The following is a 16862-nucleotide window of genomic DNA, read 5'->3' as shown; positions in this document are numbered from 1 at the left end:
TTCTTGTAAGGTGATTTTATCTTTTATCAAGCCAGTAGAATTAAAAAATGTGGCTCAAAGCCATTTGAAGGGCGTTTTATCCCTTTCAACTAGAAATAAGCCTCGCTCATAGAAGGACAGGGCGTTTTTGTGCTACACCGAGAATCCGTAAATTATATTTGTTGCGTTTAGTCGGAGGAATAAGATTGTCAGTTCATTTTCACTTTCTTGTTTTTACCCTCTTTACGCTGCTTCTCAATTTGTTTTTTGCCTGCCCCTAGTACTACCCCTACTCATTGGCCGCCCGCACAGGGCAGCGGCCGTCTCCGAAAATCACTCGGACGGAGCGCCTTGGGCATGCCATCTCCCTTTCGCCACTTTTTCTTTATTCATTTAATTAGTTTCCTATGAAACCATTCTTACGTTCCATCGGCTTGCTGCTGGCCTGGGCCGCGCTGCTATGGCCGGGTAATGCGTTGGCGCAAGGCACATCCTTTTCCTGCGACGGCACTTTCTATCAGATTCGGCAAGTAGGTACTACCTCATCGCTGTTCAAAGTCGACCGCTCTAACCCGGCTTCTTACACTACCACGCCCTTGAACATAGTAGGCGGCACTTCCAACGACCTGGGCGTGCTGCTCAATGGCTTGGCGTATAACCCGGCCGATGGGTATATGTACGCCATTACCACCCCTGGTGCCGCTGGCGCTAACAATAATGCCGCTATTTACCTATACAAAATCGGGCTGGGCGGCATTGTGCAGGTTAGCCCTACCGCCATTAAAGTGAGCGGCGCTGCTACCAACCTCGGGATTACGGTGGCCAGCGGCAGCTTCGACAAGCTCGGTAACTATTACTTCAGCGCGCAGAATACGGCCGGCACGGCCGACTACAATTTGTATAAGCTGGTAGTAGGCGGTGCGACCCCAACCGTCGCAACGTCGGTGCCGCTGTCGGGCAACCCTACTTTCTACGACTTTGCCCTCAATCCCATTGACGGACTATTGTACGCGGCCAACTTCAACGGGTCGCTTTATCGAGTTGACCCCGGTACGGGCAACGTTACGCTTATCGTTGCTTCCCCCGCCGCCAATGCAAATCCGGCCAACGCCGTGGGCACGGTATTTTTCGACATTGCCGGCAACTTGTTTACCTACATCAACGGCACGGTAGGTACGGCCAGCTCAGCCAACTTCTACCAGGTAAACACGACGACGGGCGTTTACACGCTCATCAGCTCAATTGACCCCGCCAGCGTGAGCGACGGGGCCAGCTGCATCAACCCCGGCCAGCGCATCGATGTGACCAAGGAGGCCGTCAACGTGGTGGCTATCAGCACTACCTCCTTTGACGTAACGTATAATATCCGCGTTCGCAACACTTACACTACCACCGATGCCAACGTGCAGGTGAGCGATTTTGTCGGGCAGGCCTTTCCCACGGCCAGCAGCATCACGATTACTACCCCCCCGACGGTGACGAACGTTGCCAACGGCAGCGCGGCAGCCCCGACGCTGGCACCCAACCCCGCCTTTAACGGCAGCAGCAACGCCAGCTTACTTACGGGCACGCAGGCTTTAACGCCCGACCAGGAGGCCGTTGTCACTTTCACGGCGCGCGTAACATATTCGGCCGCGGGCAACGTACCTACTACTGCCCAGAATAATACGGCGTATGCTACCAGCACCTCGGCCAGCCCTAACAGCGGCTACCGGCTGGCCAGCAACGGCACAACCCTGCTTTCGCCCAACGATTTGGTGGCGAATGACCAGTCTACTAATTCCACTGACTACCCGGCCTCCCGCATTTCTTCCGGCGGCAACGCCGTCGATGCTATGTCTCCCACGCCGGTTACCTTCCAGCCCAGCATCTCGGGGGTAGTATTTGAGGATGTGAACTACGGCGGCGGGGCTGGCCGAAGCCGCGCTACCAGCAGCGGCGTAGGCCGACCCGGCGCGCGCGTAGAGCTGTACAACGGCTCGGGCGCAACCGCGACCTTCAACCAGGCCACGCTTACCGCCAGCGACGGCAGCTACAACTTTTTGAGCCTGACCCCCGGCAACTCGTACACCGTGCGGGTAGTGAACAGCTCGGTAACTTCCAGCCGTAGCGGAGCTATATCTACGGGCAACGCCTCTATGCAGCCCGGCTTCACCAGCGGCCAGGTTGCGGTGCAAACGTTCCGCACCACTGTTAATGCAACGCCGACCAGTGGCACGGTAGCCGACCCCAACCGGGTAGGTGGCGAAAATCCCACAGGCACGGATGCGGCGGCTAACATTAGCGGCTTGACCCTGGGCACGTTCAGCCCGACCACTGCCGTGGAAAGTATTTCGAGCGTTACCCTCTCCGCTGCGAAAGCTCCAGCACTGGGCGTGGATTTTGGCTACAACTTCGACTTGGTGGTAAATGCCAATGATGCGGGCCAGGGCTCGTTACGGCAGTTTATCCTCAACAGCAACGCGCTGGGCAGTGAGGCCGCGCTGGCGCAGGTGTACACCAGTAGCACGGGCACCGCCAGGGCCCTGGCGACGGGTGTAGAGACCAGCATTTTCATGATTCCGAACGGCCAGGCCGTGGCCGGGCAGGTGGCCAACCTAACCAGCGGCTTTGCTACTACTCCTGGCGGCACGGCGGCCAGCATTACCCTGGCATCGGCACTACCCACCATTAGCGGCCCCTTAACGGCCATTGATGGCAGCACGCAAACCAACTCGACGGGTAGCACCAATGCCCCCTCCACGGCAGCGGGGGCCGAATCGACCGGGCCGGAGGTAATCGTTACTCTTAACAACTTCACCGGCCTGGCTTTTTCGGGCACCAACGAATCCCTGCTGAACCTGGGCGTAACCGGCTCGGCCGCCGCCAGCAGCGGTGTGCTGGTCAATGGCACGGCTACCGGCCTCACGGTGGCCGGCAATACGCTTTATGGCAACGGGGCCAACGTGAGTATCCTCAGCGGCGCTACCGGCAATAGTATCAAAACCAACGTTATCCGCAGTTCGACGCGCGCCAGCGCCGGGGGCATTGTGGCGCAGAGCGGCACTAGCAACAACGTTTTCAGCCAGAATAGCTTCGATAGCAACACCGGCCTGGGCATTGATTTGACGAATGGCACCACGACCAACGGCGACGGCGTGACGCTGAACGCGGCCGGCACCCGCACCGGGGCTAATAATCTACTCAACTTTCCGGTGCTGAACACGGCCACCGTGAGCGGCACCAACCTGGTTGTAACCGGCTACGCCCGCCCCAGCGCACTGGTAGAGCTCTACCTGGCCGCCGCTGACCCAACAAATTTTGGGGAAGGCACCAGCTACCTGGCCAGCTTCACCCAGGGCACGGCTGTGGGCACCACGGGCAACGTGGTGACTGGGGCCGCCACCACTTACGGACCCGGCAACATCAACGGCCTGAGCCAGGGAACTGATAACACCAACACTTTCACGGCAACCATTCCGCTGAGCAGCCTGACGGCCGCCCAGGTAGCGGCGCTGCAAAGCAACTCGGCCATTCTGACCAGCACGGCGACCCTGGGCGGCACGGGCACTTCGGAATTCTCGGGTAACCTCGCCCTGATGGTAGCCGACGTGACGGTGAGCCTGACCGGCCCGACTACCCTTAACGCGGGCCAGAGCACGGGCACCTACGTGGCTACGTTCACCAACGAAGGCCCCGCCTCCGCTTCGGACATAGCCCGGTCGGTGACCCTACCCACCGGTGCCAGCCTGAGCCTGACCCAGCGCAACGACTTGATAGCCCGCTATGCTGCCAGCTTCACCACGACGGGCAGCGGGGCCACCGCCATTACGACCATTAACTTCGGCACTGTGGCGCTGGATAACAAGGCGAGCAGCCTGGTCAGCTTTGCCTTCACGGCTCCGACTACGTTGAGCACTACCCTGGCCCTGACGGCCAATACCCTCTCGGCTTCGCAGGGCACCAACATCGCGCCCGACCAGGCAATCCTGACCCTGAGCACCGTGACCACGGCCGACGTGGCCGCGACTATCACGGCGGCCGCCACGACGACGACGCAGACCTTCACCGTGAATTTCAGAAATAACGGTCCGCAGGATGCCGCTGGCATCGTGCGCTCGGTGCAGCTGCCGGCCGGCCTGACCGCCACCAGCCTCACCTACGGCGGCGATGCCGTGGGGGCCAGCTACAACGCTACTACGGGCCTAGTTACGTATCCGGCTCCGCCCGCGACCCTGACGTCGGGGACCACGCTGACCTCAACCATCAGCTACCCGGTAACGGGTGCGCCCGTGGCCCCGCTGACGGCTACGGCCAGCATCAGCACCACGACCAGCGAGGCCGGCCTGACGGCTAACAACTCGGCGTCGGCCACTATGCCAACGCAGTTTGACCTGACGACCACGCTCAGCGGCCCGCCCGCGGCGGTGAATGGCTCGCCCGTTGTGCTCTACGTGACGACGACCAACAACGGCCCCAACACGGCTGGCAACGCCACGCAAACAGTTAGCATCCCCTCAGCAGCTACGCTGGCGGGCAGCATCTACATGACCAACGGCGGCATGTACTCGTTCAGCGGCGGCGTTGGAACGGTCAGCTTCCCCGCGCTGGCTAACGTGCCCAGCGGCCAGACTATCACTAATAGCATCAGCTTCCTGGCTCCGGCGGCCGCTTTCGCGCCCACGGCTACGGTGACAACTGCTTCGGGGACGGAGACGAACACGGCGAATAACACGGCTCACCTCAACGCTGGGGCCACTGGCACCAGCATCGCGGTGAGCACGGTTGCGGCGCTGTCGAATGAAGCCACGACCATCCAGGCGACCGTGGGGGCGACAACTACTCCGGCAACGATGGTGGATGCGGCCTCGACGATTACCTACACGGTGAAATCGTTTAATAGGGGCTATAAAGCTGCCACGGCCTCGGCCACGGTAGTGGAGCAGGTGCAGCTGTTGCCGGGCCTGACCGCCGCCACCTTGAATGTGGGTAGCGCTACTCCCACGATAGTAAATGGCAACCTCAGCTATGCCAACACGGCGGGCACCACAATCTACAACCCTGCTTCGGGCCTGCTGACCTATTACAGCGTGACCCAGGCGGCCGGCGATGTCACTACCTACGATGCCATTGCCGTGACGGTCCCGGCGGCGGTGGGCAACGGCGGCCAGCTGCTGGCCACGGCCTCGGTGCAAACCACCAACTTCACGGACCCCGTGCCGGCCGATAACGTGGCCTCGGTGGCCGTGCGCGTGCGCACCAAGCCCGACCTGACCACCAGCGTCAGCGGCCCGAGCAGCACGGTAGCGGGCCTGGCGGCTACCTACGTGGTGCGCTTCACTAACAGCGGCACCAACGACGCGGCGACCGTGACCGAAACGGCCCAGCTGCCGGCCGGCCTCAGCGGCGTAACTATCGCTGATGCCAGCGGCAATGCGGTAGGGAGCGCGACCTATGACAGCGGCAGCGGCCTGCTTACTTTCCCCGGCCTGCTCGCCGACGCGGTGGGCACTACCCAGACCTATACCATCGGGCTGACGGCTCCGGCCCAGAATTTCCTGGTGACGAGCACCATCGCCGGCCTGACCAGCGACGGGGTAGCCACCAACAATTCGGCTACCCAGCTGACAACCGTAACGCCCAACGCCGACCTGGCCGTGAGCGTGACTGGTCCGGCCACGACGGTCATCGGCAACCCGATTACCTACATCCTGACAACGACCAACAACGGTCCGACCACGGCTACCGGCGTCGCGCCCACGCTGCAACTGCCCAGGGGCCTGGCTAATGTGGACCTTGGCACCGGCGGCTCGGCTACCTACAACAGTTCGACCGGTCTGGTCACATTCGCGACGAAGGGCACCCTCACGCCCGGCGGCAGCACCGTCAACTTCGTGACCTTTACCATGCCCAGCGCCACTGCCATCGGCGATGCCGCCGTCAGCAACGGGCTGATACTAGCTACTGCCGCGGTAACGAGCACCAGCACCGACCAGGTAGCCGCCAACAACACGGCCGCCCTGACAACCAGCGTCATCCCGATTACTTCGGATGTGGCCGACCTGGTTACGAGCCTTTCGCTTAATCCAAGCAACTCGCCGACCACGGTACCGGCCGGCACGCAGCTCAACTATACCGCAGCGTACCGTAACGCGGGTAGTAGCCCGGCCGTGAGCGTGGTGGGCACCGTGAACCTGCCCACCGGCCTGTCAGTCAACGACCTCGTGCTCAACGGCACGGGCAGCGGAGGTGGCACCGGCGTGAAGGGTACCCAGGCGGGCAATATCATTACCTTCGGCGGCACCAGCAACGGCCTGCCGGCCGGAGCTACGTATAACCAGACGACGGGCCTGCTGACTTTTGCCCCCTTTGCTACCCTGCCGGCCAGCCTTAATAGCAATTCCTACTCGATTTCCTTCCCGGCCCCGGCCAACGACGTGCAGGCTATCTCGGAAATCACTTCGGCCACTACCGACAATGGGCCGCGCGCAAACCGCTCCAACTCCTTCGTAACCATTACCTCGAACGTGGACGTAGTGGCGGCCCTGAACGGTCCGGCCACGGCCCAGCCCGGCACGACCGTTACCTACGCGGCCACGACGGTCAACAACGGCCCCTCGCAGAATCCGAACTCGACCGTCCAAACGGTGACGCTGCCGGCCGGGGTAGCACCGGTATCGGGCAGCTTCGTAGGTGGCTCGTATGCTAGCGCTAACAATACCATCACCTGGAATATTCCTTTTGGCCAGGCACCGGGCGCGGCCAACGCGGTCGTGAATACCTTCTCAGTCGTGATGCCGACCACGGGAAACCTAGCCCTCAGCACCAACATCACCTCGGCGGGAGAAACCGCGACTAACCCGGTTAGTGGAGCTGATAATACCAAAAATAATACAACCTCGCTGACCACCGCCCCAGCCAACCAGGCTCCGGTAGCGGAGAATATCTGGAACACCCTGCGCGGGGCCCGCGCTAACAACGCGCTGTCCCTACCCCTCTCGCCGCTCCTGGCCACGGACGTGGATGGCAAAATTGATTCCTATACCGTGACCATAGCGCCTACCCAGGGCGGCACACTGTACTACAACGGCTCGGCCGTGACGAACAACACGACGGTGACGGCCAGCGGCCTGAGCTTCGTGCCTACCCCCGGCTTCGTAGGCAACGCGACGTTCTCCTATGTCGCCACCGACGACGGCGGGGCGGCTTCGCCGCCGGCCCTATATACCATCCCAATGGCGCAGGACCAGGCCGCTGCTTACGCCACCTATAACTCGGCGAAGGGCGGAGCCAATAAGTATATGGTCAATGACGTGCTGGCCGCGGTAGTGGACCCCAATACGGCCACCTACACCGCCGCCGGCCTCGTGTACGATGCTACGGGCAACCTGCTGGCCAAGGCCTCCAACGGCCTGCTCCTGGGCGGCACCAACGCGGTGCTCGCCAGCACCGGCCCCAGCGGCAACGCGGGCAATACGCTGCCGGCCGGCGTCTCGCTAAACCCGATTACCGGCCAGATTTACGTGAGCGACGTGAGCGCTACCGGCCTGGTGAATAACCCGACGGCCCGCACCTACAGCGTCAACGTCACGACCACCGACAGCAACGGCGGCATCAGCACCCAGCCGGTGACGTTCACCATCGGGGCCAACCCGCTGCCGGTAGTGCTGACGGCCTTCACGGCCCAGGCCGTGCAGAACCGCGACGCGCTGCTGAGCTGGAACACGGCCTCGGAAGTGAACAGCGCCTCGTTTGACATCGAGCGCAGCGTTGACGGAGTGGCCTTCGCTAAAATCGGCGGGGTAGCGGCCCAGGGCACCAGCGTTTCGGCTACCGCTTACACCTTCACCGACGCGGGAGTTGGTGCTCGGGCGCAAGGCCCGGTGTACTACCGCCTGCGGCAGCTCGACCTCAACGGTGCGGCCGCCTACTCGCCGGTGCGCGCCGTGAGCTTCACCAAGCCAGCTGCCGTAGCGCTGAGTATTTATCCCAACCCGGCTACTAGCAGCACCTCGCTCGACTTGAGTGCTCTGCCAGCCTCGGCCTCCTACCAGGTAGTGGTGCTCGATGCCATCGGCCGCCAGGTACTGACCACGACCCAGGCCGGGGGCCTACCCCAGCTGCTGGACCTGACGTCCCTGGCCAGCGGCACTTACCAAGTGCTCGTTGCCGGTAAGCTGGCCGATGGCTCCGCCCTGCGCCAGGTGCTGCGCCTGATTAAGGAGTAGGCCCATCCCTACCCCCCTCTTTCCAAGCAAACCCCTACTGGCTTCCGGTAGGGGTTTCTTTTTGAAAAGCCTTGGAGCCAGTCAGTACCCAACCGCTGGCCAGCATTGGGTAAGGGTAGTAGCTCCCGAAAATTTTGCCGGGTGGCCAGCTCGCCACGCACTGGCTACGTGCCCGGCTCGTGGGCGGCCTCTGCTGTCAGAACTTTGGGTTCAAAAATTTTATCTTGTTAAAATACTAATTAAATTCTACTTGTTTTTCCACTGTTTATTGCACTTTGTGAAGCAATATTTTTTCTAATAGAAGATAATTGCGCTATAAGCATCGACACGCGGGAAACGGCTTTTTATACTGAATTAATTGTGCAAACTTCGCAGAGGAGAAATTTTGCCCGTTATCAGTAAAGTCAACTAAAATATTTCCTGAGTCCTTTTTCATTAGAACTACCCTCCATGAAAGCATTATTACTTGGATTATTAGCGTTTTTATGCGGCAACTTGGCCGTGGGCCAAACCTTGTATACGTTCAATGGCGGCGGCACTACCGGCAACTGGAACAGCGCCAGTTCCTGGACTACTGACCCGACCGGCTCCACTGCTATTAATCAGCAGGTGCCGACAACTGGCTATAGCGTAGTCGTCACTAATAGCTTCGTGGTCACGGTAACCACCGCCATAACCACCACCGGGCTCAACGTGACAGTGCAAAAGGGCGGGGTGCTCGATTTGACCTCTTCCAGCGCTACGTTCGCTACCCTGAATAGCCTAGCTGGCCAGGGCACGCTCCGCATCGGGTACCCTTATTTCCCAACAGTTACGAACAACAATTTTGACGACGCCAACACGGGCACCGTCGAATTCTACAACTGGCCCGCGGGACCCACGGCCCTGCCTATCCCGACTACCGGCTCTTACAACAACCTGCGCCTGCTCAATACCACGGCCACGGCCTACGTGGCCCAACTCGATAACGACCTGACGCTGAACGGCAGCCTGACGCTGATTCGCACGAACACCACGGTTACTACCCCGCTGGTCAGCTTCACTTTGGGCAAAGCAGCTGTTGCCCGGACGCTCAACGTGCTCAGCGATATCACTATTGGAGCTGGTACATTTCTGGGGGTTTCAGCGGTGACCCTACCCGTGACTCCTGCGACTGCTAATACTCCGGCTACGCAAACATTCCATACGATAAATGCGTCGGGCAGCTTCGTCAACAACGGCACGGTGAACCTGCATAACGGCACCACTAACGACGCGCAAACGGCTCTCCTCAACTTCACCGGTAATACGAACAACAATTTTGCCTGTAATGGCCCGACCGACCTCGACATTCTACAAGTCAACAAAGGAACTGACAGCCAGGTACAATTGAATGTAACTTCCGCAGTAAACAATTCCGCTATCGGCAACAAGGCACAAGGCCATTTGCGCTTAAATGACTTGACCGTTGATAACGACCTGCTGAGCTTAATAAATGGGGTAGTAAAGCTGGGGAACAATATTGTACTACCCAAAATTCACAATGGTAATACCGCAGGCATTGGGTTTAATATCGGTTCTTCAGCTACCAACCCTACTCTTTGGATAGCGGGTGCCACCGTCATTAACGATAATGCGACGGGGGTAGTAGTCTATGGTACGTACCACATCAGCGGTGGCAGCTTCTCGAGCATAACCCCAGACGCTATGGTTATCCGTGAAGATGGCCAGATGCTGATTGAAGGTGGCACGACCCTGGTTGATAAATTTCGTCCTTCGAGCACGTCTTCTACTCACCGGGGGTCTTTTACTATGACGGGCGGTGTATTCGAGGCAAATGGTACCTACGCCGGGACCTCTACGGTAACCACTTTTGCGCGCTTTGCCATCCCATACCTTACCCAGGCCTTTCGCATGTCGGGAGGTACCCTGCGGGTCATGAACCCGGCAAACTGCACCGGCCTACTACATATTGGTATCAATAGTAACAATGCCACTGTGACGGGCGGTACTATCGAAGTTAGTTTACCTAATACTAATACTAACGCTTCTATTCTAACTACGGCTCCTCTCTGGAACCTTACTATCAAAAAGCCCACCCTTTCGGGCGGCACTACCAGCAAGGCTATACTTGCTGGCATTAATTCGCAATTCACTACCGGTGCCACAAATAATTCGCAGCCGATAACCGTCCTCAACAACTTCACACTCGACAATACCAACCCGACAACCTTCGACGCAGCCGGCCTGAACGTCACCATTCAAGGCACCCTGACCATTGGCGCGAGCTGCACTTACCTGACAGGAGCGAACACGACGACATTCAGCGGGGGACAAGACCAGCAATTATTTAATAACGGCACTATCAGCAACAGCACGGCCGCTACGCTGCCCACGTCGGGGGTAGGCGCGACCGGCACCGGCACGTTCAATAACTGGACGATTAACAAATCGGCGGGCACGCTCACGCTCGGAGGTGCGGTAACGACCTACTACTCACCACCTTCCCCCGTTACTTTGTCGTTGCTCAATGGTGTATTAAACGACGGCGGCAAAACCATCAATGTGCTGGGCAACCTTATTAATTCGGCCTCGCACTCGAGTGGAGGCGGCTCGGGCAGTATTGTGCTGGCCGGCGCTGGCGGTCAAACTATCAGCGGCAATGGTATGGGCGTATTTGGTAATCTGAAACTAAACAGCACGGCGGCCACCGGAACCGTTGCGGCCACGCTCACTGCCAACATGAGCGTCGCCAACACGCTAACGATGTCGAGCACTAATATCCTGGCCATCGGCGCTAACCGCCTGTCACTTACTAATGTTATAGGCGACGGCTCTAATAAGAGTGCATTATTTCTAGGCCCAGGCAATAGCTTCTCAACCTCGTGTTTTATTCAGACCGCTGGTAACCAGAGCGATTTGGGTTTACAAAAAACCTATGGTCAGGGCAATTCCTTTACCTTCCCTGTAGGCACTGGAATAGGCAGTACGGCAAGATATGCACCCGCTACTATCGGCCTTCAACTAGCCTCGTCGGCACCGCTTGATAAGTTTGGTCAGGTAAGTGTAAGCCCTACCAACAAACGTAATCCTTTTATAACGGGCACTACTAACTCGCTGGCTTATTATTGGAAAGTTCGTAGTGTAGGCTTCGGTCCTATTCCTAGCGGCTCGGTCAACGAATCCTTTACGATGACCAACGCCGATGCGACCGGCACGCTGGCTAACTACGTGCCGGGTCGCTACCAGCCCGTGGCGTGGACGCCTTACCCAAATAGCGGGATGTCGATAGGCGGTTCACTTTCTTTTATCGGCATTAATGCTATTGATGCTTTCGACGGCGAGTTTACCGCCGGCGAGCCAGCGGCTTTCGGACCGATTACCTCTTTCTACAGCCGGACGAACGGCAACTGGACTGCCAACACCACCTGGAGCACGGCCAGCAACACCGGGGCCGCAGTACCTGCCGGCTCTACTGCCGGAACCAATTTTCCTGGTCCTGGCAACCCCGTTTTCGTTGGCTCAGCCAGTGGTAAAATTTATCACACGGTAAACGTAATCGCTAATACCGCTAATTCCGGCTCACTGGTCATTGACCGCGGCTCGACCCTGGACGTGGCCTCTACCACCGGCCACAACTTCGGGGCCTTGCCGGATTCCAAAGTTGGCGGCTCGGGCCGCCTGCGGGTGAGTTCGTCAAGCACCAATACCACGGCCGTTTTTCCCGGCGGCGACTTTGGCTCGTTTATTCAATACGGCGGGGGCACGGTGGAATACTACACCAGTGGCACCAGCTTCACGGTGCCCACCGTTGCGGGCTCGCTGACGCTGAACCAGTACCGCAACCTGTGGCTGAACGCCGCCAGCGGCCAGACCGTCACCCTACCCAACCAGGACCTGCGCGTTTATGCCCAGCTCAAAACGGGCGTCGCGAACGGGGCGACGACCTTTCCCGGCACCGTATTGGTGAGCAGCGCCACCGCAGGCAACCTGCGGGCCGACTCGCTGCTGGCCGTACAGGCCGGCACCTTCCGCTATCAAAACACAACCGCCCGCGCTCTGACCGTCGATACTGACGTGCGGGTAGATAATGGTGCCACGTTTGATGTAAACACGACTGGTACTGTGGTAGCAAACTCGCTGACCGTTGGGGGCTCACTCCTCAATAATGGCACTTTAGACTTTAAAAAAGTTAATACGGCTACCACCCCCGCTATAATTGGCTCTGTTGACCTGACCTTCCTGGGCAGCCAAAATACCAACCTGACCAGCGCGGGCGCTGTCACTGACCTCTACACGCTCACGGTAAACAAAGGTCTGGGCCGGGCGGCGCTGCTGACCCTCGACGGCAGCGGCTCACTCACCACGCCCGCCAATAGCTGGCTGACGCTGACTAATGGCACGCTGAACTACACCAAACCGGTCGCGGCTCCGCTGGTCATTCACGATGCCTCCTCGACGCCCTACCTCATTACCGACAATGCCGGCCTGACGGTGAACGCCACCGGCGGAACCGTGACGATAGCCACCGCCAACAACGCGGCGGCCGACCTCAAACTCGCCGGCCAGCTCCAGGTGCTGCAAGGCACGCTGAAAGTGGGCGCGGCCGGCAATGCCGGCAACGACCTGGAGTATGCCAGCGCCGGGGCTCCCGGCATCCAGGTAACTGGCGGCAACCTCTACGTGAACGGCCAGATTCGGCGCACCGTAGCCAACCTCGATGGCGCGCTGCGCTTCGACCAGAGCGGCGGCACCATCGACATCGACGGCCAGGGCGCTACGGCGGCCCAGAACAACGAGCGCGGTCTGTTTGAGGTGCAGGGCACGGGCAGCATTTTCCGCATGAGCGGCGGCACCCTGAACCTGCACCGCTCAAACCAGAAGAACCCCATCCTCACGGCCGACCTGTACCTGGCTCCCGACTCGACGGTCGTAACGGCCGGCACGGTGGTGCTGGGCAACGCGGCGGCTGGCGTGGGCAACGTAACCATCAGCGTGAGCTCGACGGTACCGCTGTATGACCTGCAAGTTGCCCCTGGTGCCACTAATAACCAAAACGCCGGCCTGCTGACGGGCGTGATTCCGTTGAGCCTGAAGGGCTCGCTGACCATTGGCAACGACAACTCATTCTTCAACGCCAACGGCCTGGGGCTGAACATTGACCAGCAGCTAAACAACAACAACTCCTCGACTAATACCGGCCTGACCGGCCTTGGCACCGGCAGCGGATTCTGGCCGGGCACGACCACCCAAACGACCACCTTCACCGGCAAAGGCCCGGTGGTGCAGCAGCTCACCAGCACGGCGGCCAACCTCACCGTGTTTGGCAGCCTCGTGCTGAACAATGCCCAGCCGAGCGGCACGCTGCAGCTGGGTGCCAACGCCCGCGTGGCCGGCACGCTGACCCTGACCAAGGGCACGCTCGACGACAACGGCAAAACCATCACCGTGCTGGGCGACGTGCTGAACTACTCGACCCACCTGAGCGGGGGCACCGGCACGGGCAGCCTGATTCTGGCCGGCGCTGCCAACCAGAACATCGGGGGCAACGGCACGGGCCGCTTCGGCAACCTGACGCTGAACAACAGCGTGGGCGCGACCACTACGACGAACCAGGAAATCACGAAAGTGCTGACGCTGACCAGCGGCGTGCTCACCATCGGCTCTAACCTGCTCTGGATGAGCAGCCCGGCCGCCGCTACTATCGTAGGGTTTGATGCCAGCCACTTCATCCGCACCAACGGCATCGTGGCTGACCTGGGCCTGCGCAAGAACTACCCCAGCGGGGCGCTCAACTTCACCTTCCCGGTGGGCGCGGCGGCCAAGTACACGCCCGTGGTAATGAACGTAACGGCTAACTCGGCCGCCGGTATCGTCACGGTGCAGCCCATCGACCTGGCGCACCCTTCCACTACCGACCCCGTAACCGGCACGCCCAACAAAATCTCTTTCTACTGGAAAGTGAGCAGCACGCTCGGCTCGCCCACGGTAAACCAGAACTTCACCTACGGCAGCAACGACGTTATCGGTACGGAAAGCACCTACAAGCTGGGCCGCTTCTACAACGGGGCCTGGACGCCGATTGGCGGCATCCCCGCCAGCTCGGTAACGACGGCTACCCACACGCTCAACAATCCTGGCTATTCCGGCGCGGCGGGCACCATCGACGGCGACTACACGGGCGGCGACGCAACCGAGTTTGGCCAGGTGCCTACCTTCTACAGCCGCACCAGCACGGCGGGGCAGCCGGGGGGCTCACCCTGGACCAGCGCCGCTAGCTGGACCAACAATGCCAATGGCAGCGACCCCCTGCCCACGTTCAACTCCTACCCCACCCTGGCCAACCCGGTATTTATCCTAAGCGGCCACCTGATTACGACTACCGTCGGAAGCCTGGGTGCCGCCAACCTCTCGCTACAAGGCACGCTGGACCTGGGTCCCTACGCGGCCAACAACTTCAACACCGTAACCGGCACCGGCACCGTGCGCATTGGCTCGGCCTTGTTTCCGGCCGGCAAGTATTCGGCGTTCGTGGCGACCAACGGCGGCACCGTGGATTACAGCGGGGCCGTGCAGCTGCCCGCCCGCGACACGTATAACAACCTGACTTTCTCGGGCGGCAACACCAAGCAGCTGAGCAACCTGGACCTGACCATCAACGGCGCGTTGGTGGTCAACCCGAGCACCACTGTCAATAACTCCACCAACCAGAACATCACCCTGACCTCGGCCACGAGCGGGGCCACGGTGAGCGGCACGCTCAACCAGGGCGATGGGGCGCTGACCACGGGGGCCTTCCTGGCTACTACCAGCACCGGCACGCTCAACCTGGGTGCGGGGCTCACCAGCATCGGCACCACGCTCACCAACGCCGGCACCTTGAACAACGGCAGCGGCGACGTAGCCGTGGGCACGGCCTTCAGCAACAGCGGCACTTACAACGCCAGCGTGGGCAGCGGCAACCTCACGGTGAACACCACCTTCGCCAACAGCGGCACCTACAACGCGGGGGCAGGTAATCTACTGGTGGGCAGCAACTTCACGAACGCGAGCACCGGCAACTTTATAGCGGCGAGCGGCGACGTGGCAACCACGGGCAGCTTCGCGAACGCTGGCTCGTACGGGGTCACCGATGGCGTTACGGGCAATTACCTGCGCATAACCGGCGATTTCAGCAACCTCGCTGGTGGCGTGTTCTCGGCCAAAGCGAGCACAATGGTGTTGCAGGGTAACTTCACCAACAGCAATGGCCTCAACTTCGACGCCGGCACCAGCCTGGTGCAGCTCGTCACCGATGCCGACCGCACGCTGACCGGCACCACTACCTTCTTCGACTTGCAGAAGGTAAGCACCGCCAATCTTTTCCTGCGCCCGAACACCAACGTGACCGTGGGCGACGTGCTGACCATGCGTGGGGGCCTTATCGTAACCGGCACCAGCAACATCCTCTCGCTCACCAACACTGGTGTTCAGCCCATCGTGGGGGCGAGCACGACTTCCTACGTGGCCGGGCGCCTGGCCATGAGCCTGCCCAACGCCGCAGCCAGCATCCGGGTGTTCCCGGTGGGCCTGGGCGGGCGCTACCGGCCGGTAACGATTACGCCGCAGGGTACTTCCACAAGCCCGGTAGTGTTGGTGGAAATCATCAACGGAGCACCCGCCGGCATCGTCGCTTCTACACTGTCCAACATGTCGGCCAACCGCTACTATCGTATTCAGCTGCTGTCGGGCACCATCGCCCAGCCCACGGTGCAGTTGAGCTTCAATACGGATGTGGTGGATGAGGAAGTACACGTGCCTGGCAACCTGCGCGTGGCCCTCAATGTGGTCCCGGCCGGCACGCTTCCCAGCAGCAGCAGCACCTGGAACACCGCTGGCGGCTCCGGCGTGTTCTCGCCCGCCGACCCCCGCGGCTACACCACGTCGGCCGCCACTACTATTAGCCTCAGCAGCAGCGGCAGCGACTCGTTCTTCGCTTTGGCGTCCACCAACAAAGTGGACAACCCGCTGACCGGCACGCCGCCGGTGCCGCTGCCCGTTAAGCTCGTGCAGTTCACGGCCGTGCGCCAGGGCTCGGCGGTGCGCGTAGCCTGGGCTACGGCGTCGGAGCAGAACAGCGCCTACTTCGTGGTGCAGCGCTCGGCCGATGGCCGCACGTTTGCCGACCAGCAGCGCGTGGCGGCCCAGGGCACTACCACCAGCCGCCACGACTACGCCACCCTCGATGCCCTGCCCCTGGCGGGCCTCAGCTACTACCGCCTGCGCCAGGTCGATACCGACGGCACGGAAGACTACTCGCCCGTGGTGGCCGTGCGCTTCGATGGCGCGCCGGCTACCCCTACCCTGGTGGCGTATCCCAACCCCGCTACCAAGCAGGGCTTCCAGCTGCTCACCACCAACCTGAGCACTACGGGCGGCACGGTGCAGGTATTCGACAACGTGGGCCGCCTGGTGCTGACCCACGTGGCCGCCGCGGCCGAAGCTACCATCCAGCCTACCCAGCCGCTGGCTAGTGGCCTGTACTTCGTGACGTGGCAGACGGCCGATGGCCTGAAGCTAAACACGAAGGTGGTGGTGGAATAAGCCCCAGCCTACCCCCCTGGAAAAGCCCCGGCCGCACTCGCGCGGTTGGGGCTTTTTTGTGGGGGTAGGGATTGCGTCAGAGCAGTTTTCAGGTTGGTAAGTGACGTTGCGCAA

The 16862-nt window shown here is 60.6% G+C and carries 2 protein-coding genes; both read left to right on the top strand.

What is annotated here, in order from left to right:
- Window positions 1-413 precede the first annotated feature (413 nt).
- Window positions 414-8186, top strand: a complete 7773-nt coding sequence (locus tag A0257_15670; GenBank protein AMR28386.1) for a hypothetical protein — start codon at window positions 414-416, stop codon at window positions 8184-8186.
- A gap of 495 nt (window positions 8187-8681) precedes the next feature.
- On the top strand, window positions 8682-16748 hold the full coding sequence (locus A0257_15665) for a hypothetical protein (GenBank protein ID AMR28385.1): 8067 nt from the start codon (window positions 8682-8684) through the stop codon (window positions 16746-16748).
- Window positions 16749-16862 lie beyond the last annotated feature (114 nt).

The organism is Hymenobacter psoromatis, from assembly GCA_001596155.1.
In the GTDB taxonomy this organism is placed as follows: domain Bacteria; phylum Bacteroidota; class Bacteroidia; order Cytophagales; family Hymenobacteraceae; genus Hymenobacter.
The sequence above is the reverse complement of the archived record's forward strand: the minus strand, read 5'-3'. Positions and strand labels throughout refer to the sequence as shown.